Origin of the sequence: Mycolicibacter virginiensis, assembly GCF_022374935.2 — a bacterium.
Classification (GTDB): domain Bacteria; phylum Actinomycetota; class Actinomycetes; order Mycobacteriales; family Mycobacteriaceae; genus Mycobacterium; species Mycobacterium virginiense.
On sequence record NZ_CP092430.2, the window covers coordinates 2,455,577 to 2,476,307 of the forward strand.

22 protein-coding genes and 1 tRNA gene are annotated in these 20,731 nt (G+C 68.7%); 4 read left to right on the top strand and 19 right to left on the bottom strand.

The features are described 5' to 3' along the window. Positions 1 to 4: 4 nt before the first annotated feature. From MJO54_RS11850 to MJO54_RS11865, 4 genes are all read right to left on the bottom strand, one after another. Positions 5 to 757: a polyprenol monophosphomannose synthase gene (locus MJO54_RS11850; protein WP_174549788.1), complete on the bottom strand. Its 753-nt coding sequence runs from the start codon at positions 755 to 757 to the stop codon at positions 5 to 7. Then, on the bottom strand, positions 750 to 2,543 hold the full coding sequence (gene lnt, locus MJO54_RS11855; protein ID WP_105295717.1) for an apolipoprotein N-acyltransferase: 1,794 nt from the start codon (positions 2,541 to 2,543) through the stop codon (positions 750 to 752). Before lnt ends, MJO54_RS11850 begins: the two co-directional genes overlap by 8 nt. After that, positions 2,536 to 4,068 (bottom strand): amidohydrolase, encoded by a 1,533-nt coding sequence (locus MJO54_RS11860; RefSeq protein WP_240175973.1) that lies wholly within the window; start codon positions 4,066 to 4,068, stop codon positions 2,536 to 2,538. The genes lnt and MJO54_RS11860 overlap by 8 nt, the downstream gene beginning before the upstream one ends. Before the next feature lie 115 nt (positions 4,069 to 4,183). Beyond that, positions 4,184 to 4,672, bottom strand: a complete 489-nt coding sequence (locus MJO54_RS11865; protein WP_233428754.1) for an FxsA family protein — start codon at positions 4,670 to 4,672, stop codon at positions 4,184 to 4,186. Between the two features lie 78 nt (positions 4,673 to 4,750). Here MJO54_RS11865 and MJO54_RS11870 point away from each other — a divergent pair, with 78 nt between their 5' ends. After that, positions 4,751 to 5,452, top strand: a complete 702-nt coding sequence (locus tag MJO54_RS11870; protein WP_105295532.1) for a dienelactone hydrolase family protein — start codon at positions 4,751 to 4,753, stop codon at positions 5,450 to 5,452. 18 nt (positions 5,453 to 5,470) lie between these two features. On the opposite strand, the gene ric is transcribed toward MJO54_RS11870, so the two are convergent. From ric to dprE2, 4 genes are all read right to left on the bottom strand, one after another. Next, entirely contained in the window at positions 5,471 to 6,166 is a 696-nt protein-coding gene (gene ric / locus MJO54_RS11875) for an iron-sulfur cluster repair di-iron protein (protein WP_046284035.1), read from the bottom strand. Positions 6,167 to 6,245: 79 nt separating this feature from the next. After that, on the bottom strand, positions 6,246 to 6,635 hold the full coding sequence (locus tag MJO54_RS11880; RefSeq protein ID WP_046284036.1) for a PPOX class F420-dependent oxidoreductase: 390 nt from the start codon (positions 6,633 to 6,635) through the stop codon (positions 6,246 to 6,248). Between the two features lie 84 nt (positions 6,636 to 6,719). Beyond that, positions 6,720 to 7,037, bottom strand: coding sequence for a hypothetical protein (locus MJO54_RS11885; RefSeq protein ID WP_046284037.1), 318 nt, complete (start codon positions 7,035 to 7,037; stop codon positions 6,720 to 6,722). A 145-nt stretch (positions 7,038 to 7,182) separates the two neighbouring features. Continuing rightward, a complete protein-coding gene (dprE2, locus tag MJO54_RS11890; RefSeq protein ID WP_105295531.1) occupies positions 7,183 to 7,932 on the bottom strand; it encodes a decaprenylphospho-beta-D-erythro-pentofuranosid-2-ulose 2-reductase in 750 nt (249 codons plus the stop codon). Positions 7,933 to 7,967: 35 nt separating this feature from the next. Here dprE2 and MJO54_RS11895 point away from each other — a divergent pair, with 35 nt between their 5' ends. Continuing rightward, positions 7,968 to 8,381: a F420-dependent biliverdin reductase gene (locus MJO54_RS11895; RefSeq protein ID WP_046284039.1), complete on the top strand. Its 414-nt coding sequence runs from the start codon at positions 7,968 to 7,970 to the stop codon at positions 8,379 to 8,381. Here the strand turns inward: MJO54_RS11895 and MJO54_RS11900 are convergent. Continuing rightward, positions 8,378 to 9,523, bottom strand: a complete 1,146-nt coding sequence (locus tag MJO54_RS11900; protein WP_064888465.1) for a M24 family metallopeptidase — start codon at positions 9,521 to 9,523, stop codon at positions 8,378 to 8,380. The two genes, MJO54_RS11895 and MJO54_RS11900, sit on opposite strands and share 4 nt — an antisense overlap. An 86-nt stretch (positions 9,524 to 9,609) precedes the next feature. Between MJO54_RS11900 and MJO54_RS11905 the strand changes: the two genes are divergently transcribed. Then, positions 9,610 to 10,563 carry a 5'-3' exonuclease gene (locus tag MJO54_RS11905; protein ID WP_105295530.1) on the top strand — a complete coding sequence of 318 codons (954 nt, stop codon included), beginning with the start codon at positions 9,610 to 9,612 and terminating at the stop codon, positions 10,561 to 10,563. A gap of 9 nt (positions 10,564 to 10,572) precedes the next feature. On the opposite strand, the gene MJO54_RS11910 is transcribed toward MJO54_RS11905, so the two are convergent. The 10 genes from MJO54_RS11910 to MJO54_RS11955 all read right to left on the bottom strand — a co-directional run bounded on the left by MJO54_RS11910 (position 10,573) and on the right by MJO54_RS11955 (position 20,236). Beyond that, a complete protein-coding gene (locus tag MJO54_RS11910) occupies positions 10,573 to 11,289 on the bottom strand; it encodes a DUF4333 domain-containing protein (RefSeq protein ID WP_105295529.1) in 717 nt (238 codons plus the stop codon). Positions 11,290 to 11,362: 73 nt separating this feature from the next. After that, positions 11,363 to 14,203 carry a DEAD/DEAH box helicase gene (locus MJO54_RS11915; RefSeq protein WP_065153319.1) on the bottom strand — a complete coding sequence of 947 codons (2,841 nt, stop codon included), beginning with the start codon at positions 14,201 to 14,203 and terminating at the stop codon, positions 11,363 to 11,365. Next, complete coding sequence (tatC, locus tag MJO54_RS11920; protein WP_065153320.1) at positions 14,196 to 15,104, bottom strand: twin-arginine translocase subunit TatC; 909 nt, start codon at positions 15,102 to 15,104, stop codon at positions 14,196 to 14,198. Before tatC ends, MJO54_RS11915 begins: the two co-directional genes overlap by 8 nt. A 39-nt stretch (positions 15,105 to 15,143) precedes the next feature. Further along, the gene (tatA, locus tag MJO54_RS11925) at positions 15,144 to 15,374 is read right to left on the bottom strand and encodes a Sec-independent protein translocase subunit TatA (protein WP_046284045.1); all 231 of its coding nucleotides are present in this window, start codon (positions 15,372 to 15,374) and stop codon (positions 15,144 to 15,146) included. A 99-nt stretch (positions 15,375 to 15,473) separates the two neighbouring features. After that, positions 15,474 to 15,704: a DUF2510 domain-containing protein gene (locus MJO54_RS11930; protein WP_046284046.1), complete on the bottom strand. Its 231-nt coding sequence runs from the start codon at positions 15,702 to 15,704 to the stop codon at positions 15,474 to 15,476. Continuing rightward, the gene (locus tag MJO54_RS11935) at positions 15,701 to 16,666 is read right to left on the bottom strand and encodes a helix-turn-helix transcriptional regulator (protein ID WP_105295528.1); all 966 of its coding nucleotides are present in this window, start codon (positions 16,664 to 16,666) and stop codon (positions 15,701 to 15,703) included. The genes MJO54_RS11930 and MJO54_RS11935 overlap by 4 nt, the downstream gene beginning before the upstream one ends. Next, a complete protein-coding gene (locus MJO54_RS11940) occupies positions 16,663 to 17,658 on the bottom strand; it encodes a helix-turn-helix transcriptional regulator (protein ID WP_046284048.1) in 996 nt (331 codons plus the stop codon). Before MJO54_RS11940 ends, MJO54_RS11935 begins: the two co-directional genes overlap by 4 nt. A gap of 37 nt (positions 17,659 to 17,695) precedes the next feature. Then, on the bottom strand, positions 17,696 to 18,187 hold the full coding sequence (locus MJO54_RS11945; RefSeq protein ID WP_240175931.1) for a hypothetical protein: 492 nt from the start codon (positions 18,185 to 18,187) through the stop codon (positions 17,696 to 17,698). Between the two features lie 5 nt (positions 18,188 to 18,192). Next, complete coding sequence (gene pafA / locus MJO54_RS11950; protein ID WP_105295526.1) at positions 18,193 to 19,551, bottom strand: Pup--protein ligase; 1,359 nt, start codon at positions 19,549 to 19,551, stop codon at positions 18,193 to 18,195. A 61-nt stretch (positions 19,552 to 19,612) separates the two neighbouring features. Beyond that, the gene (locus MJO54_RS11955) at positions 19,613 to 20,236 is read right to left on the bottom strand and encodes a two-component system response regulator PdtaR (protein WP_046284051.1); all 624 of its coding nucleotides are present in this window, start codon (positions 20,234 to 20,236) and stop codon (positions 19,613 to 19,615) included. An 80-nt stretch (positions 20,237 to 20,316) separates the two neighbouring features. Here MJO54_RS11955 and MJO54_RS11960 point away from each other — a divergent pair. After that, positions 20,317 to 20,393, top strand: a tRNA-Leu gene (locus MJO54_RS11960). The last annotated feature ends 338 nt before the right edge of the window (positions 20,394 to 20,731 follow it).

Here is a 20,731-nt window from a genome sequence, read left to right on the forward strand (position 1 = left end):
TGTTTTAGCTTCGGGCGCTCCGCAGCCGGTTCACCCGGCCGCCGATCCCCCACCGCGCGACCTTGACCATCGCTTCGCGGATGTTCGAGCCACTCATCTTCGACACGCCCAGCTCACGTTCGGTGAACGTGATCGGCACCTCGGTGATGGTGAACCCGTTGTTGACGGCGCGCCAGGTGAGGTCGACCTGGAAGCAGTAGCCCTTCGAGTCGACCGCGTCCAGACCGATCTTCTCCAGCACGCCGCGCCGGTAAGCCCGGTAACCGGCCGTGATGTCGTGGATCCCAACGCCGAGCAGCAGCCGCGCATAGGTGTTGGCGGTCTTGGACAGCACCAGGCGGCGCACCGGCCAGTTTCGCACCGTCCCACCGTCTACGTAACGCGAGCCGATAGCCAGGTCGGCGCCCGCGTCAATGGCGTCCAGCAACCGGTAGAGCTGCTCGGGCGCGTGGCTGCCGTCGGCATCCATCTCCACGATCACCTCGTAGTTGCGGTCCAGCCCCCAGGCGAAACCGGCCAGGTACGCTGCGCCGAGTCCGGCCTTGGAGGTCCGGTGCATGACGTGAATGCGCTCGGGGTCGGCGGCCGCCCGCTCGTCGGCCAGCTTCCCGGTACCGTCCGGGCTGCCGTCGTCGACGACGAGGACGTGCACGTCGGGTCGGGCCTGCTGGAGTCGGTCCAGGATGATCGGCAGGTTCTCCAACTCGTTGTAGGTGGGGATGACCACCAGAGTGTGCAGGCTGGGACGCTCACTCATCGGCGCCGTTCCTCCCGTTCTCCGCATCGGCGCCGGTGCGGCCCCGCTTGAAATGACGTCGCGTAATCCGACCGCGCATGAAGTTTCCATTTTGCCGTATGGCGGCCAACAGGGACGCAACGGCCGCTCCAAGCAACACCCATTGCAGCACCGGCGCCCACCGCGTCGCCGGGGTCAGCGTGGTCTTGAGCCGTATGTGGCTGTCGAGGTAGGCGGGCTCGAAGAAGGCGGTCCGGGCCAGTTCACGGCCGTCGGGGGCGATCACCGCACTGATCCCGGTGGTTCCGGCGACCACGACGTAGCGGTCATGCTCGACGGCGCGCACCTTGGCAAACGCCAACTGCTGGTCGCTCATCGTCTCGTCGAAGGTGGCGTTGTTGGTCGGCACTGCCAGCAGCTGGGCGCCGGCGAGCACCGACTGGCGCGGCGCGCGATCGAAGATCACTTCCCAGCAGGTGGCGACCCCGACCGGGACACCGGCGACATGCACCACCCCATTGCCGTGACCGGGAACGAAATAGCCGGCCCGATCGGCATAGCCGGACAGGTGGCGGAAGAACCCGCGCCACGGCAGGTACTCACCGAACGGCTGCACGATCCGCTTGTCGTGGCTCTCCCCCGGCCCGGTGCGCGGATCCCACACCAGCACCGAATTCGACGCCACCGGATTGTCCCGGCTCCAGCCGGGCGCGGCACGCACCGTGCCCACCAGGATCGGGGCGTCGACCGCCTGAGCGGCGACGGTGATCTGCTGCGCCGCGTCGATGTTGGTCACCGGGTCGATGTCCGAGGCGTTCTCCGGCCAGATCACGAACAGCGGTTGTGGGGCGCGCCCGGTCGCGACATCCTCTGCCAACCGCAGGGTTTCGCGGACGTGGTAGTCGAGCACCTCCCGGCGCTGGGCGTTGAAGTCGAGCCCCAGCCGCGGCACGTTGCCCTGCACGGCGGCCACCGTGATCGACGGTTCGTCGCCGGCGCCCACGCCGGAACGGCGCACCCCCGGCCACACCACGACGGCGGTCAGCATCACCAGACAGATACACAGTCCGGGCACCAGCACCGCCGGCGGGCGGTCGGCGGGCCCCAGGACTGCCGGGGAAGGCGGAGCGTTCCGCAGCCACCGCACGATCTCCATGGCCAGAGCGGTGCCGGCGCAACCGATCAGCACCACCCCGGTCGACAACAGCGGAACACCGCCGAGTGCGACCAGCGGCAGCAACGGTCCCGCAGTCTGGCCGTACCCCACCGCCCCCCAAGGGAACCCGCCGAACGGGACCACCGACTTCGCCCATTCCTGGGCGGCCCACAGCAGCGCGAACCAGATCGGCCAGCCGGCCAGGGATCGCACTGCCACCGCCGCCGATCCGAAAAGGGCGGGAAACAGTGCGCACATCAGCGCCAGGATCAGCCAGGGCACCGCGCCGACCAGCCCGCCCACCCACGGCAGCAGCGGCAGGTAGAACGCCAGGCCGCACAGCAGGCCGTAGCCGAAACCCCCGGCAATGGTGGTTTCGCGGCGAACGAGCACCCAACTCAGCAGCGCGAAGGCCAAAATCGCGGCCCACCACCAGTTCAGCGGGGCGAAGCTGGAACGTAACAGCATGCCCGCAGCCACCGATGCGGCCAGCTGCGCCCAGCGATCCGCCGCGGCGATGCCCAGCCGCTCCAGCCGGTTCGGCCCGGTCGGCTCGGCGTGGGTGAGTACGCCGCCGTCAGATTCGGTGGGAACGTCAGCGGCCGGTTCGGTGGGGGTTTCCGTCGCCGGTTCCTCGGTCGGCTCAACCATGCAGGACCACACCACGGTGCACCGTGCGACGGCATCGGGGGCTGGCGCCGGGCTCGAGCACCGGCAACGCGGGCACCCGGGCGCGTGGATCGGTCGACCATCGCTGAACGGAGTCGCTGGGCGCCTCGACGGCCAGGGCACTGGTCTCCCACACCGCGTACGAGGCGGGTGCGCCGGGCACCAGGGTTCCGGTGAGGCCGTCGTTGATACCGGCGGCCCGCCAGCCACCGCGCGTCGACGCGGCGAAAGCCGCCCGCATCGAAACCGCACTGCCCGGCGTGCGGTGGTTCGCGGCGGCACGCACCGCGGCCCACGGATCCAATGCGGTCACCGGGCTGTCAGAACCAAACGCGAGGGGCACGCCTTGGGATGCTAACAGCGCAAATGGGTTCAGCCCGGCGGCTCGCTCGGCGCCCAGACGCTGGGCGTACATGCCCTCCCGGCCGCCCCACAGTGCGTCGAAAGCCGGCTGCATGCTGGCGATCACACCCCAGGAACCCAGCTTGGCGGCCTGCTCGGCGCTGACCATCTCCAGGTGCTCCAGCCGGTGCCCGCAACGGGCCACCGCGGGCACCCCGAACTTCTCCACCACGCGTTCCAGCGCCGCAACCACCGTGGCGACCGCCGCGTCGCCGATCACGTGGAATCCGGCGGTCACCTGCGCCTCGGTGCAGGCCCACAGGTGGGCAGTGACCGCGTCGAGGTCCAGGTGGCAGAACCCGGTACAGCCGGGGGCATCGGCGTAGTCCTGGTGGAGCCAGGCGGTGTGCGAGCCCAACGCCCCATCCACGAACAGGTCGCCGCCGAGCCCGCGCGCGCCGGTCTCGGCGATGAGTTCGCGTGCCCGGGCAGCGCTGGTGACAGCTTCGCCCCAGTAGCCGACGATCTCGACGCCGTGGCTGGCTTCGCCCAGGGCCCGCAGCTCGCGCCAGTCGTCGCGACCGCCGATGTCCGGGCCGGCACATTCATGTACCGCGACGACCCCGGCCGCGGCGGCGGCATCGAGCGCAGCCACCCGGGCCTCGGCGCGCTGCGCGGCGGTGAGCAGGGTGCCGGCCATGGCACGGACCCGGTGGTGGGCATCGCCGGACAGCGGGGCGGCGGCGTCGATTCCGGCCGGCAAGTCCGGCACCAGGTTGCGCAGCACGGTGGAGGCCAACGCGGAGTGGACGTCGGCGCGAGACAGGTATGCGGGTCGATCCCCCACCACGGCGTCGATGGCCGCGGTGTCTGGGGCACGGTCCTCGGGCCAGCCGGATTCGTCCCAGCCGTGTCCGCGGATCGGCTCACCGGGGTGGGCTGCGGCGTAGTCGGCGATCAGTTGCAGGCAGTGCTGCACCGAGGTCGCCGGCCGAAGGTCCAGGCCGATGCGGCACAGGCCCGTCTCGGTGACGTGGACATGGCTGTCCACGAATGCCGGTGTCACCAGCGCGCCGTCGAGTTCGATCACCTCGGCCTGCGAGAACTGGTCGCGGCCGACGTCGTCGCTGCCCAGCCAGGCCACCACGCCGTCCCGGACCGCCATCGCGGTGGCGTCGGGATGACTCGGGCTGTGGATTCGCCCGCCGAGCAGCAAAGAGGCAGGCCTGCCGGTCACAACGGTCACGACGTAGAAAGTACGGGTTGGCGCGGGCTGCCGGTCAGGCGACCGGAAGGGCGCGCTGCCCGGTGTCGGTGACGTCGACGAATTCGGCGTCGATGTAGTCGGCTCGGCGCCCGGACGGGCGCCGGGTGGTGTACCAGTGCCGACCGACGGTGGCCGCCGCCACCAGCGGGGTGTGCCTGCCCAGCGCGGTGGCCGCTACCGCGCCCAGCAGCGGGCGGGCCGCGGCCCGGGTCGGGGGCGCCAACAACAGCAGACCCACCAGCGAGGTCACCGGCCCCGGAACGAGAACGAGCACGCTGCCGGCCGTGACCAGCCCGCTGTCGGCGAGAACACCCGGGTCAGTCGGCTTACGCAGCCGGCGCAGCTGGCGCCTGAGCTGCCCGCTTGCCAGCACCAGTCCGGCCAGGAAGATGCCCAGCAGCAGCAACGTCGTCCAGCCGAAGCCGATCGCCCAGATCAACCCGGCAACCGCCGCCAGCTCCACCAGGGCGTAGAGACCGAAGATCCGCAGCACACCGCTCACCATGCCATCCCAACGTTCGGGCCGGTGATGTGGTTCCAGACCGGCGCGGCGACCTGCCGGGAGGGCAATACTGATGCGATGACGACGATCCGAATCGAGGCGCCCGCCGGCCCCATCGATGCGCTGCTCGACACTCCGGCTGGGCCCGGGCCATGGCCCGGTGTGGTGGTGATCCACGACGCGATCGGCTACGGCAGGGACATGCAGGCCATCTCCGAACGGATCGCGGGCGCGGGCTACCTCGCGCTGTCGCCGAACCTGTACTCCCGGGGTGGCCGGGCGCGCTGCATCACCCGGGTGATGCGGGAGCTGCTCACCCAGCGCGGCCGTGCCCTCGATGACATCCTGGCCGCCCGCGATCATCTGCTGGGCATGCCCGAGTGCTCGGGCGCGGTCGGTATCGCCGGCTTCTGCATGGGCGGCCAGTTCGCATTGATCCTGGCACCCAAGGGATTCGGGGCCTCCGCCCCGTTTTACGGGGTGCCGCTGCCTCGTCACCTCGAGCAGACCCTCGACGGCGCGTGCCCGATCGTGGCCAGCTTCGGAGGCCGCGACCCGCTGGGCCGCGGCGCCGCCGATCGGCTACGCCGGCTGGTCGAGGACAAGGCCATTGCGCACGACATCAAGGTGTACCCCGGAGTCGGCCACAGCTTCGCCAACGAGCTGCCGGGCCAGCCGCTGATCCGCATCGCCGGCTTCGGCTACAACGCGGCCGCGACCGCCGATGCCTGGGAGCGCGTGTTCGGCTTCTTCGGCGAGCACCTGCGCCCCGAGGCGTGACCGCTCAGCTTTGACCGCTTAGGCCGGACCGGCGGCCGCCAGCACCCGCGGAAACAGCACGTTGTTCTCCTTGTGTACGTGCAGGTGGATGTCGGACTCCAGGTCCGCCAGCCCGGCCAGCATCGCGGTGTAGCTGGCGCAGGCATCCGCCGGGACGGTGTAGCCGTTGGTGAGTTCACGCAGTTCGGCCAGCAGATGACCGGCATTGTCATGCTCTTGCTGGTTCTCGGCCAATTCGGTGCGCACCTCGTCAGGCAGCGGCCGGCCCGATCCCCCGGCATGCAGGCTGATCTGGGGGAACAACATCGTCTCTTCGGTGCGCAGGTGTGGTTCCATGCCGCCGCGGAGCCGATGGAACACCTCGCGAACCCGCAGCAGCTCGTCGTGGTTGGGGCCGTGCACTCGCGCCACCTTGTCCACCAACTCCGCCAACCGCGGGAACTCATCCCACAGGAACCGGTGGTGGGTGCTGACGATGTGGGCGATCAGCGAGGTGTCGTCGTAGTCGGCCCAGTCAGCTGGCCGACCCGGTGACGTGGCGTTGAGCGCGGCCAGCAGTTCGTCGGCGTCGACTCCGTCCGCGGCGCACGCCGCACCCAGGGTGCGCTGACCGTGGCAGCAGAAATCGATCCCGAACCGGCTCAGGATGCGGGTGGACGACGGGTCGGCGGTGACGATGTCACCGAGAATCTGATCGGAAGTGACGGTGGCCATGGTGGCTCCTAGAGGTCGGGGTTCCGATCCAACAATGCTCATTTCAATGAGCAAAGTCCATTATATGTGATGCAGTCGATCACTCCGGGCCGGCCGGGGTCAACGCGAGCCCGACGTTGGTGCGCATGCCGCCCCGCAGCTTGCTGAAGAAGTTGAACACCGGCCCGATCAGCTTGTAGCGCTTGCCGATTGCCGCATACACGGCGCCGTTGTCCGATTTGTCCAACACCGTCGCGACGGCCTCGATGGCCTCGCCCTTGGGCCGTCCCCGCACATCGCAGACCGCCAACGTCACCCGCGGGGTGTTGCGGATTCGCTTGACCTTCCAGGACGACTCCTGGGTGATCACCAGCAGGCGGTCGCCATCGGCTGCGGCCCACACCGGGGTCGGCTTGGGCCGGCCATCCTTGGTGAACGTGGTCAGCAGCAAATAGTCGGACTTGGCGATCTCGGCGAAAGTTAGGGCCATGACCGCGAACCTACCCGCCCGGAGCCCCGGAGCCTGCGTGCCTACTCAAAATGCGAGCGGGGCGCCCGGCGCACAGTCCAACCGTTACAGCGGTGGGCGGTTTGCGATGGGATGCAAGTCGGCGAGCTTGGGTAGCTCGGACTTCGGCTGCTCGGCATCCACAAACGCCGTCACGGCATCCAGGGTGATCAGTCCGTAGCGGACCAACAGATCAACCGCGTTCAAGCCGAAGTGAGTGGCGACTCGGATCAGGTTGTCGGCGGTGATCAAGCGCCCTTCGTGTGCAGCCTTGTAATAGGCAGACTTCCGGTAGCCGAAGGCCTCGTATACCTCAGTTGCCGGAAGCGGCCTACCGACCAGGTAAGGCAGCACGACCGACGGGTCCTTTTTTCGATCGTCCATGGTTTTACACTCTAGTCCTGTTAGGCGGGAAGAGGTCAGAAAACTTTACCGAAATTCTTCGCCTATTCCCACAACCTGGGAATGTCGCGTTCCGTCACATCCTACTAACCGGCCGGTCGCGGCCCTGCGCCGGGTTCCCGGTTTGTTAACGCGGCATCTGGCGCCACACAGATTGCGGGAGAATTCTCAGGGTGGCGAACAGCGGGCGCAGTGCCCACGGCACCCACACGGTGCGGCGGCGCTTGCGCAGTGCCCGCGCCGCCGCGAGCGCAACCTGACGCGGGGTGCTCGCCAGTGGAGCGGGATCCATGCCGGTGGTCATCCGTCCGACGACGAATCCTGGTCGTACGAGCAGCAGGCGCACACCCGTGCCGTGCAGTGCGTCGGCGAGCCCGCTGGCGAAGCCGTCGAGGCCGGCCTTGGCCGAGCCGTAGACGTAGTTGGCCCGTCGGACCCGCACCCCCGCCACTGAGGAGAACACCACCATGCGCCCCCGCCTAGCGGTCCGCATTGCCGCGGCGAGGTGGGTGAGCAAACTGATCTGGGCGACATAGTCGGTGTGTACGACGGCCACCGCGTGCGCCGCATCCGACTCCGCCCGGGCCTGATCGCCCAGCACGCCGAATGCCAACACGGCGGTACCGATCGGGCCGTGCTCGGCGATCAGCTCCGCCACCAAGGGGCCGTGGGCGCTCACGTCGTCGGCATCGAACTCCTTGGTGTGCACCGCGGCCGCGCCCGCGTTGCGCACCGCCGCGACTTCGGCGTCAAGCCGATGGGCCGAGCGCGCCGCCAGCACCACCGTCGCCCCCGGCGCGAGCTGCTGCGCCAACTCGAGGCCGATCTCACTGCGTCCGCCGAAAATCACCAGCGGCCCGTCAACCGTGTCGTTCACGGCTGAGATTATCGCCTGCGCTAGCGTGGGCGGTGATGGCGAACGCGACGACTCGACTGACCAGTGACGCGTTGGCGTTTCTCACCGAACGCCACCTGGCGATGCTGACCACCTTGCGTGCCGACAATTCGCCGCACGTGGTCGCGGTGGGCTTCACCTTCGATCCCAAGACCCATATCGCCCGGGTGATCACCACCGGCGGTTCGCAGAAGGCGGTCAACGCGGAACGGGCCGGGGTTGCCGTGCTGAGTCAGGTCGACGGGGCTCGCTGGCTCTCGCTGGAGGGCAGCGCCACCGTCAACGACGCACCCGCAGCGGTTCGTGACGCCGAGCTGCGGTACGCCCAGCGCTACCGCACCCCTCGGGTGAATCCGCAGCGAGTGGTGATCGAAGTGCAGGTGGAGCGGGTGTTGGGTTCCGCCGATCTGCTCGACCGCGGCAACCGCTAGTCAGCCGACTCCGTCACCGGCACCACCACCAGGTCATGCGGCCGGCTGTTCAGTGATTCCACGCCGTCGGCGGTGACGATCACGATGTCCTCGATGCGGGCGCCCCAGTGGCCGGGAAAGTAGATGCCGGGCTCGACCGAGAACGCCATCCCGGCCCGGAGCGTCTCGTCATTGCCAGCCACGATGTAGGGCTCTTCGTGCACCGACAGGCCGATGCCGTGCCCGGTGCGGTGCACAAAGTATTCGGCCAGGCCGGCCTTCGCCAGCACGTCACGGGCTGCCGCGTCGACCTGTTGCGCGGTCACTCCCGGGCGAACGCTGGCGACCGCGGCGCGCTGCGCCTCCTGCAGCACCGAATAGTGTTGCGCTACCTCGGGGTTCGGCTCCCCCAGGCTGTAGGTTCTGGTGGAGTCGGAATTGTATCCGGGTTCGACCGGTCCGCCGATGTCGACGACCACGATGTCACCAGCCTGCAGCACCCGCTCGGAGCATTCATGGTGCGGGTCAGCGCCGTGCGGGCCCGAACCCACGATGATGAAGGCCACCTCCGAATGGCCTTCGGCCACGATCGCTTCGGCGATGTCGGCGGCGACGTCGGCTTCGGTGCGGCCCGGCACCAGGAACTCCGGCACCCGGGCGTGCACCCGGTCGATCGCCGCACCGGCCTTGCGCAGGGCATCGATCTCGCTGGGGTCCTTGATCATTCGCAGATCACGAAGCACACCGGTCGCCAAGACGGGCGTGGTGCCGAGCACGTCGACCAGGGGCAGCAGATGCAGTGCCGGCATCGAGTCGGTGACAGCAACCGCCGACGACGCTGCACCGCCGAGCGCCTCGCCCACCATGCGATAGGGATCCTCGCCATCAACCCAGTCCCGCACCGCCACACCGAGATCGGCCACCGCGGATTCACGCAGTGCCGCCAGCTCCAGTCGCGGCACCACCATGGTGGGCGAACCCGAGGCCGGCAGCACCAGCGCAGTGAGCCGCTCGAAAGTCTGGGCCCGCGACCCGATCAGGTAGCGCAGGTCGTAGCCGGGCGTGATCACCAGGCCGGCCAGGCCGGCGTTCGCGGCGGCAGCGGCCGCGGCGGCCAAGCGGTGGGCGTAGACGCTGCTCTCGAACCGGGAAGTCACGCACATCAGGCTATCGGGCGGGCCCAAACGGCGGTCCAGCTGCGCCTCTCCTCCGTCGAGCCAGCTAACCGACGGCCAATAGGCTGGCACCCATGACTGCTCCCGTGTTGCTGCTCGACGGTGCCAGTATGTGGTTCCGCTCCTACTTCGGGGTGCCGTCCTCGATCACCGCGCCCGACGGCCGGCCGGTGAATGCGGTGCGCGGTTTTTTCGACTCGGTGGCCACCCTGATCACCCGCCAGAGTCCGGGACGGCTGGTGGTCTGCCTGGATCTGGACTGGCGGCCGCAGTGGCGGGTGGACCGCATCCCGTCCTACAAGGCCCACCGGGTGGCCGAAGAGGTGCCCGATGATTCAGACATCGAAGAGGTCCCCGACGAGCTGAGCCCGCAGGTGGAGATGATCGCCGAGCTGCTCGACGCGTTCGGCATCACCACGGGTGGCGCGCCGGACTTCGAGGCCGACGACGTGCTGGGCACCCTGGCGGCCGCCGAACAGCGCGACCCGGTGATCGTGGTCAGCGGTGACCGCGACCTGCTGCAGGTGGTCGCCGACCAGCCGGTCCCGGTGTCGGTGCTCTACCTGGGCCAAGGGCTGGCCAAAGCGACGCTGTTCGGCCCGGGCGAGGTGGCGCAGCGCTACAACCTGCCGCCGGAGCGGGCCGGGGCTGCCTACGCCGAGATGGCGCTGCTGCGTGGTGACCCCTCCGATGGGTTGCCCGGCGTGGCCGGCATCGGCGAGAAGACGGCGGCCGGCCTACTGACCCAATACGGGTCGCTGGCGGCGGTGCTGGCCGCCGCCGCTGATCCGGGATCGCCTATGGCCAAAGGGGTTCGGGCCAAACTGCAGGCCGGGCAGGACTACATCGCCGCCGCCGGTCCGGTGGTACGTGTGGTCACCAACGCGCCAGTCACACTGTCGACACCGTCGGACACCCTGCCGCGGGTGGCCGCCGATCCGGCGCGGGTCGCCGAACTGGCGGAACGCCTGGGTGTCGCGTCCTCGATTGCCCGGCTCCAGCGAGCGCTCGACGCGCTGCCGGATTAGTGCGGCGGCCTACTTGGGCCGGCCGACCTCGTAGGTTCCCGAGTTGTCCTGGAAGGTGACGGTCACCTGGCGCTTGGTCCCGTCGATGCTGACCTCGCAGTTGAAGGTGTCGCCCTGCTTGACCACCGGGCTCTGCCCGTTGTTGCAGCGGACGTCCTTGACGTTCTTGGCGCCGTAGCCGTTGGTCTGGTCGGCCAGGATCTGCTGCACGCCTTCCTGGGCCTTGTCGATGTCGAGCTTGGTGGTCACGAAGAAACCGGGCTTCCAGAAGCCCAGCACCAGCAACACCAGCACGGCGATGCCCACGCAACCGGCGAGCACTGAGCTGACCATCCCGGACGGGCGCTTGGTCGCGGTGCCCGGCGCCGGGTACTGGCCCGGCTGCTGCGGGTACTGGCCGTACTGGCCCGGCTGGCCGTATTGCCCCGGCTGGCCGTACTGGCCGGGCTGACCATACGGCGACGGCTGGCCGTACTGGCCCGGCTGGCCGTACGGCGCGGGCTGACCGTACTGCTCGGGCTGCGGGTAGCCGGGGTACTGCTGCGGCGCCGACGGGTACGCGCCCTGCTGCGGGTATTGGGGGTACTGCTGCGGCGTGTAGGCCGGCGGCTGCCATTGCTGCTCAGCGCCGGTCGCGGGACCCTGTCCGGTGCCCTGGTCGTCGGGCTGGCCGGGCTGCTGAGGCTGCCACGGCTGCGTCGGGTCGTATCCCTGCGGTCCGCTCATCGTTGTTCCTCAAGTCCTCTCACGTAGCGGGTGCTGATCACCGCCGGCTCTCCACCGTAGCGCCCGGACCAGCCTACCCGGCGTCAACGGCAACGACCCCGCGCAAAACCGTGTCGATCGCCTGTTTTGCTGTGGCCCGCAACTCCGCGCTGGGTGCCGCATTCCGCAGCTGATCCAGCAGGTCGAGCACTTGGCGACACCACCGCACGAAATCGCCCGCCGATAGGGGTGTGCCCCCGCCGGCCGCATCTGACGCGGCCAGTGCCGAGGCCAGATCGCCGCTGCGCGCCCACCGGTAGACCGCGGCGACAAACCCGTCGTCGGGTTCCCGGGTCGGGTTGATGCCGTGCCGGCGCTCGTCGGCCCGCAACGCCGCCGACAGCTTGCGGGTCTGGTGCAGCGCGCGGCGCACCGCTTCGGTGGGCGCCTGCAGGGTCGGCGGTCCGCCGGGCCCGTCAGCGCCGCGGGTTTCGTAGAGCACCGCGGAGACCACCGCCGCCAGTTCCGGGGGCTTGAGGCCCTGCCATGCCCCGGTACGCAGGCACTCGGCCACCAAAAGGTCGCTCTCGCTGTAGATCCGGGCCAACATCCGGCCGTCGTCGGTGACGCGGGGATTGCCGTCCCGGGCGTCGGCCGCGTCACCGAGCGGCTCCGCACCATCGCTGCGCTCTGCTTCGCCGGCGCGAATGAAGCCGCGTTCGCTCAGCAGCCCGACGATCCGGTCGAAGGTGCGCGCCAGCGAATTGGTGGCGGCCTCGACCTTCCTGCGCAATTGTGCGTTGTCGGCCTCCACACGCAGGTAGCGCTCGGCGACACGTACCTGGGCTTCGCGATCCGGCGCGTCGTGAACGGGATGATCGCGCATGCTCTGGCGCAGGGCCGCCAGCTCCGGATCCACCGGTGCGTCATCGGCGTCGCCGCGGCGTTTGCGCCCGCTGGGAACCACCAGGCCCGCGGCCGCGGATCGCAGTGCCGAGGCCAGGTCGCGGCGCACTCGCGGCTGGCGGTGTTCCACTCGCTTGGGCAGGCTCATGGTGCCGATCGGCGGGACGGCACCCGAATAGTCCGCCGAGGAGATCCGGCCGGCCCAGCGATGCTCGGTGAGCACCAGCGGCCGTGGTTCGTCGGAATCCCGGTCGGCCTGCAGCACCACCGCCAGCCCCCCGCGACGGCCGTGGCTGAGGTTGATGATGTCGCCGCGGCGCAGCGCTGCCAGGGCGTCACTGGCTGCCCGACGGCGCTGCAACCGCGAGGCCCGCGCGTGGGCGCGTTCGCGTTCGGAGATCTTCGCTCGCAGCCGGGCATAGTCGAGCACTGCTGAATCGCGCCCGCCGAACTCGGCGGCGATCTCGTCCAGCGTGCGCTCACCGCGTTCGGCGCTGCGTACCAGGCCGACGACGGACCGGTCGGCCTGGAACTGGGCGAACGACTGCTCCAGCAATTGGTGGGCCTGCTCGGGACCCATGTGCTGCACCAGGTTGATCGTCATGTTGTACGACGGCGCGAACGAGCTGCGCAGCGGGAAGGTACGGGTGGACGCCAGGCCGGCCACCTGGTCCGGGTCGGCGGTGCTCTCCCCGGGATGCCACAGCACCACCGCATGGCCTTCGACGTCGATGCCGCGCCGACCGGCCCGGCCGGTCAGCTGGGTGTACTCCCCCGGCGTCAGCGCGGCGTGCTGCTCACCGTTGAACTTCACCAGCCGTTCGAGCACCACCGTGCGGGCCGGCATGTTGATGCCCAGCGCCAGGGTTTCGGTGGCGAACACCGCTTTGACCAAACCCGCGGCGAACAGCTCTTCGACGGTGTGGCGAAAAACCGGCAGCAGACCGGCGTGGTGGCCGGCCAGGCCACGCAGCAGCCCCTCGCGCCACTCGTAGTAACCCAGCACGTCCAGGTCGTCGTCGGCCAGATCACCGCAGCGGTGGTCGATCACCTCGGCGATACGGGCACGTTCGGATTCGGTGGTCAGCCGCAGCGGCGAGCGCAGGCACTGCTTGACCGCGGCGTCGCAGCCGGCCCGGGAGAACACGAAGGTGATCACCGGCAGTAGGCCCGCCGAGTTCAGGACCGCGATCACGTCCGGGCGCATCGGCGGCCGGTAGGTCGGCCGATCTGGGCGACCGGAACCTCCGTGCCTTGATCGGCGGGTGCTGCCCCAATCGGTGAGTCGGTCGGCTTCGCGACGATGGGCGATGTGGCGCAGCAACTGGGGGTCCACGCGCGGCCGGCCCGCCGCGGCGCGGCCGTCGGGATCTGGCCGGGACTCGAACAGGTCGAAGAGTCGTTTGCCGACCATCATGTGCTGCCACAACGGCACGGGTCGATGTTCGTCGACCACGACGGAGGTGTCGCCACGCACCGTCTGAATCCAGCCGCCGAACTCCTCGGCGTTGCTGACCGTCGCCGAGAGGCTGACCAGCCGCACCTCCTCGGGCAGGTGCAGGATGACCTCTTCCCACACCGCGCCGCGCATCCGGTCCGCCAGGAAGTGCACCTCGTCCATCACAACGTGGGAAAGTCCTTGCAATGCAGATGAATTCGCGTACAGCATGTTGCGCAGCACTTCGGTGGTCATCACCACCACCGGCGCATTCGCGTTGATCGACAGGTCACCGGTCAAAAGTCCCACCCGGTCTTTGCCGTAGCGGGCCACCAGATCGGTGTGCTTCTGGTTGCTCAGCGCCTTGATCGGCGTGGTGTAGAAGCACTTTCCGCCGCCGGCCAGGGCCAGGTGGACCGCGAACTCGCCGACGACGGTCTTACCGGCGCCGGTGGGAGCACACACCAGCACTCCCCGACCGTCCTGCAGAGCCTCGCAGGCCCGACGCTGAAAGCCGTCGAGTCCGAAGGGCAGTTCCGCGATGAACCGACTCAGCTCGGTCTGTCCGGGTATCTCCGGCGGACTATTCATGCGGCGTAGTGACCGGTGTGGGCGCCTCGATCGGCGAGGCTTGGTCGTCGGCCAGCGCGGTGGCCGCCTCCCGCTTGGCCTTGCGCTTGTCGTGCAGCCGGGCGATCTGGATGGCGAACTCCTGCAACAGGGTCAGCGTGCAACCCAGCACGATCATCGAGAACGGGTCCGATCCCGGGGTGAAGAACGCGGCGAACACGAACATCGCGAAGATCAGCCCGCGCCGCCATTCCTTGAGCCGGGCGTAGCTGATCACGCCGACCATGTTGAGCATCACGAGCAGCAGCGGGAACTCGAAGCTGATCCCGAACACCACCAGCAGGTTCAGCAAGAACCCGAAATAGCGGTCACCGGACAGGGCCGTCACCTGCACGTCGCTGCCGACGGTGAGCAGAAATCCGAGCGCCTTGGACAGCACCAGGTAAGCCAGGATGGCGCCGGTGACGAACAGCACGGCCGCCGAGACGACGAACACCACCGCGAAGCTCCGCTCTTTGCGGTAGAGCCCCGGGGTGATGAACGCCCACAGTTGGTAGAACCAGACCGGGCAGGCCAGCACGATTCCGGCGGCCAAGCCCACCTTGAGCCGCAGCATGAATTGGTCGAACGGCGCGGTGGCCAGCAGCCGGCACTGCCCGTCGGGAGCGATCGAGGCGCGGGCTGAGGCCGGTAGCTCGCAGTACGGGTGACGCAGCCATTCGCCGAGGCTTTCCAGCCCGAAGAGCGGCTGGGTGTACCAGATGAAGCCGATGATCGTGGTGAGCACGATCGCGGCCATCGAGATCAGCAGCCGGGTACGTAGCTCCCGCAGGTGGTCGACGAGCGACATCGTCCCGTCGGGATTGGTGCGGCTACGCCGCTGACGGGGGTCGAGCCGCCGCAGAATTCCGAGCGTGCGCACAGTCGAATGGGGCGCGGTCGCCGCGACGGCGGGACCGGGCTACGCCGACTGGCCACCGGCCGCCGGCGGGTCGACCCGCTCGGACTGGACGGTGGTTGAAGTGGCAGTCGAATCCGGCTTGCTCTCGTTTTGCAGCTCGCGGACCTCGGACTTGAAGATGCGCAGCGACTTACCGAGCGAGCGTGCCGCATCGGGCAGTCGCTTGGCGCCGAAGAGAATGATCACGGCGACGGCGAGGATCGCCAGGTGCGACGGTCCTAAAGCGTTCACTTTGGTTACCTCCAGACGTCGCCACGATGCTACCGCAGCTCATTAGCCCGGCGGTTCAGCGAGGCTCGACGAAGGAGAGGTGAAGCTGGGACCGCCGCATTAGCCCGGCGGTTCATCCCGTCGCCGGGTATCCCCCGTCCAGCTCTGGCCATCGAAGTAGCGCAGCAGCTCAGGGTCAGCCGGATCGGGATACCAGTTCGGCGCCACGGGCGGTTGACCAGCGGACTTCGCCTTTGCCTTGAGCAGGAAAACGATGCCCACCACCACTCCTGCCATCAGGGCCAGGAAGGCGATGTCGGCTATGAGGGCTCCGACGCTGTACAGCGTCAAGGGCGTACCTGCTCATATATCGCCAACGCGGCTATCGAGGCGTCACGCACCCCGGCAACCACCGATTCCGGCGCCTTGACCTGCACCTCGTCGCCCATGCCGAGCAGCAGCCGGATCAGCCACGCCTCGGAGGCGTAGGTCAACTGGGCTTCCCGCCAGCCGTCGGCCAGCTCGCCGAGCGCCTGCATCGGGTAGTACTCGAACATCCACGCCGCCGACGGCGCCACCCGCACGATGGCGACCGGCAGTGACGGGTCGGCGTCGAACAGTGAGGTGTCGGTTTCGGCTCGCCGCGCCGGCTCCGGCGGAGCTGATGGCTCGTCGAGCAGCCGGGCGCCGTCGATGCGGTCGAAGCGGAACAGCCGCACCCCCTCGGACTCGCGGCACCAGGCCTCCAGGTAACTGTGTGCGCCGATCAGCACCACCCGGATCGGGTCCACGATCCGCTGCGACACGCTGTCTCGGGATGCCGCGTAGTAGTCGATCGCCAGCGCGCGGTGTTGCTGGACGCCGTCGCGGACGACGTCTTGTCGGACAGAGTCGGCAGCCGACTCGTCGTGCGTGGCGGAGGTGGGCGCTGCTGGTGCCGCGGCCCCGGCGGCCTCCTCGATCTTGGCGATCGCGCTGCGGGCAGCCCGCGGGTCGACGATGCCGGGCATGTCGACCAGGGTGCGTAAGGCCATCAGCATGGCCGTGGCCTCGCGCGAGGTCAGGCGCAGCGGCCGATCGACGCCGGCGGATTCGAACACGTCGAGGCGGTCTTCGTAGAACGTCACGTCGATCAGTTCGCCGGGCCCGTAGCCGGGCAGGCCGCACATTACCAGCTGCTCCAGGTCGGTCTGCAGCTGGCTGAGGCTCACGCCGAGTTCGGCGGCGGCCTGTTCCTTGCTGATTCCGGGGCGAGCTTTCAGATACGGCACCATGTTCAGCAGCCGGACCAGGCGTTTCGACAGCTGGGTCATACCGGCACCTCCCCCACGCGAGCGCTCAGGCGCGCTACCACGTCGTCGCGCAGCGACGGCGGGTCCAACACGATGGCGTCGGCGCCGTAGCCGGCGATCTCCCGGGCCAACCGGTCATGGGTGCCCATGTCGACGCCGATGACGTCGCCGTCGCGGCCGGCCAGCGCCTGACGGCTCAAGACCGTGCCGGCCCGGCGCAGCGCCACCGCGCGGCCATCGGCGACCCAGATACGTGCCTGCAGCCCGCTGGGCGCATCACCGACCGCGTCGGCGACGATCGCGCGCAGATCGGCGGTGTCGGGTCGGGTGACGGCGTCGGCCGGCCCGATCGGCCGCACCTCCGGCGCGATCCTCGACATCCGGAAGGTGCGTACCGCGTTGCGGTCGCGGTCGTGACCCACCAGATACCAGCGTCCGGCGTGGGTGACCACTCCCCACGGCTCGACGGTGCGGGTGACATACGGCTCGACCGGTGAGGGGCGGTGCCCGAACTGCACGGCCTGGCCCGCCTGGACGGCGTCCATCAACGCGCCTAGCACCGGTTCGGCCCGGTGACTTCCTGGCAGCGCCGTTGGCGGTGCCACCAGCACGTCGGCCTGGTTCGGGTCCACCTCGACACCGGCCGCATGCAGTTTGGCGACGGCGCCCTCGGCGTTGGCCCGCAACTCCGGGGACTGCCACAGCTGAACCGCGACCGCGACCGCGGCGGCCTCCTCGCGGGTCAGGTCGATGGCCGCCAAGGCGTAGGTATCGGGGTTGATCCGGTAGCCCTCGACCGTGTCGAACCCCGACACTTTGCCGGTCTCCAGTGGAATGCCCAGGTCACGCAGCTCGTTCTTGTCGCGCTCGAACATCCGCGAGAACGCGTCGTCGCTGGGGCTGTCGCCGTAGCCGACCACGGTGGTCCGGATCTTCTCGGCGGTGAGGTAGCTGCGGGTGGCCAGCAACGCGATGACGAGATTGAGGAGTCGCTCGACTTTCGCGGTCGCCATGACAAGACAGGATAAGGCTCGTGCGTTACGTGCTTGTTCAGATGTGGTTCGCCGGCGTGCATGTCATCCCCGGGAACTCCCAGGTGCTGCACTGGTAGTCCGAGAATTCAGGGTCTTCGGCACGTGGCTCGCCAGGACGATCGGTGCGAGCCGTCATCTTGGCGCCGTAGACGCCCGGGTACAGCGGGATCAGTCGCTCGTCGTTGGGGAACCCCACCGAGAAGCTGTCGCCGTTGTGCACCGCGCGGGTCTCGGAGTAGGACAGGGTGTGCGACGGGCCGGCCAGTTCCAGCGGGGCGCCGGAGGCGGTCAGGTGCATCTGCAGGGTCAGTGACGTGCCGGGCAGATCGGTCCGGCAATCGCTGACGTCGACGCGGCTGCCCATGTAGTCGGCCCCGTTGACCGAGTAGACGAACGGCTTGGCGACGCTGAACTGGCAGATGACGACGCTGTCGGCGTTCGCGGCCGGCGACGCGGCCAGCGCGACGCCCAGTCCGATGAGCGCGGCCAGGCCGCGGAGCCGAGTCATCGCCGCTACATGCTGGCGATCAGGCGCTTGACCCGCTCGTCGACCGACCGGAAGGGGTCCTTGCACAGCACGGTGCGCTGGGCCTGGTCGTTGAGCTTGAGGTGCACCCAGTCGACGGTGAAGTCGCGCCCTGCTGCCTGTGCGGCACTGATGAATTCGCCGCGGAGCTTGGCGCGGGTGGTCTGCGGCGGGGTGTCGACGGCCTCGTCGACGTCCTCGTCGGTGGTGACGCGGGTGGCCAATCCCTTGCGCTGCAGCAGATCGAACACCCCGCGCCCGCGCTTGATGTCGTGATAGGCCAGGTCCAGCTGGGCGATCTTGGGATCCGAGAGCTCCATGTTGTAGCGATCCTGGTAGCGCTGGAACAGCTTTCGCTTGATCACCCAATCGATCTCGGTGTCCACCTTGGCGAAGTCCTGGGTTTCCACGGCGTCGAGCTGGCGGCCCCACAAATCGATGACCTGCTCAAGCTGGGGGTTGCTGGCCCGGGTCTGCACGTACTCCACGGCCCGCCCGTAGTACTCGCGCTGAATGTCGAGGGCACCGGCTTGGCGTCCGCCGGCTAGGCGCACCGGGCGCCGGCCGGTGACGTCGTGGCTGACTTCGCGGATCGCCCGGATCGGGTTGTCCAGCGAGAAGTCCCGGAAGGACACCCCGGCCTCGATCATCTCCAGCACCAGCGCCGCGCTGCCCACCTTGAGCAGGGTCGTGGTCTCGGACATGTTGGAGTCGCCGACGATGACGTGCAAGCGCCGGTACTTCTCGGCGTCGGCGTGCGGTTCGTCGCGGGTGTTGATGATCGGCCGCGACCGGGTGGTGGCGCTCGAGACGCCTTCCCAGATGTGCTCGGCACGCTGGGACAGGCAGAACGTGGCGGCTTTGGGGGTCTGCAGCACCTTCCCGGCGCCGCAGATCAGCTGGCGGGTTACCAGGAACGGCAACAGCACGTCGGAGATCCGGGAGAACTCCCCGGCCCGCACGATCAGGTAGTTCTCGTGGCAGCCGTAGGAGTTGCCGGCCGAATCGGTGTTGTTCTTGAACAGGTAGATGTCGCCGCCGATGCCCTCGTCGGCCAGCCGCTGCTCGGCGTCGATCAGCAGGTCTTCGAGGACGCGTTCACCCGCCCGGTCGTGGGTGACCAGCTGAATCAGGTTGTCGCACTCGGCGGTGGCGTACTCGGGGTGACTGCCCACATCCAGATACAACCGAGCGCCGTTGCGCAGGAACACATTCGAGCTACGCCCCCACGACACCACCCGGCGGAACAGATAGCGCGCCACCTCGTCGGGCGACAACCTCCGATGACCGTGGAAGGTGCAGGTGACACCGAACTCAGTCTCAATGCCCATGATTCTGCGCTGCACGTCATCGAGCGTACTGGTTGAACCAGCGCAACGGGGCTCAGCGCCGCTGGTGGCGTGGCGGTCAGGCCGGTGGGTTGACCGGGGCCTCGACGTTTTCCAGCACCACTTCGGCGACCTGGCGCATGGTGGTCCGCTTATCCATGGCCGCGCGCTGAATCCACTTGAAGGCCTCGGGTTCGGTGAAGCCGTGCACGGTCTGCAGCACGCCCTTGGCCCGCTCCACGAGCTTGCGGGTTTCCAGCTGGTCGGTCAGGTTGCTGACCTCGCGCTCCAAGGCGGTGATCTCGTCGGCCCGGCTGAGCGCCAATTCGATGGCCGGGACCAGGTCACCGGCGGTGAACGGCTTGACCAGGTAGGCCATCGCCCCCGCGTCCCGGGCGCGTTCGACCAGGTCGCGCTGGCTGAACGCGGTCAGGATGACGATCGGTGCGATCCGCTTGGCGGCGATCTCCGAGGCTGCGTCGATGCCGTCGCGGCGCGGCATCTTCACGTCGAGGATCACCAGGTCCGGGCGCAGCAGTTCGGCCAGCTCGACGGCTTCTTGGCCGTCGCCGGCCTCGCCCACCACTTCATAGCCTTCTTCGCGCAGCATCTCGGCGAGATCCAGCCGGATCAGCGCTTCATCCTCGGCGATCAGCACCCGCCGGGCTGGGCGTGGGCTGCTGTCGGACGTGGGCTCGGTCATCCCCCTATTCTGTCGTGGCTGCCGGCTGGGGCAACCCCGAGGGGCATCGTCTAAGGTAGGAAGCCGCGCGTCAGCGCAGGGCCCTCGTATCCCAACTGGCAGAGGAAACGGATTCAAAACCCGTGCAGTGTGAGTTCGAATCTCACCGAGGGCACCACGAATAGGCAGTTCAGAGCGATCAAAAGCCCAACGCGACAGATCGCACTCAGTCAGCGGGGCCCTAGAATGTTGTCTTGCAAAAGCGCAGCTCAAGGGATCGCGCTCGCGTAGAGAATCGGTGGCACCAGCCCCGTCGTAGGAGCGACGAGCCCTGTACCGGCGTTGAGGGCGAGACCAAAGCTCAGCAGCGCCGCCCGGTGCCTATCTTGACGGCGGAACGTCTCGAGGAACTGTGACGAGCGACGGCCCGGACGAGCCTGTGTTTCTCGGCCCCGACGGCGGCGCTATGACGGTCAGGTGCTTCCGGATCACGTTCGACAAGGCTGTCGAAAAGCT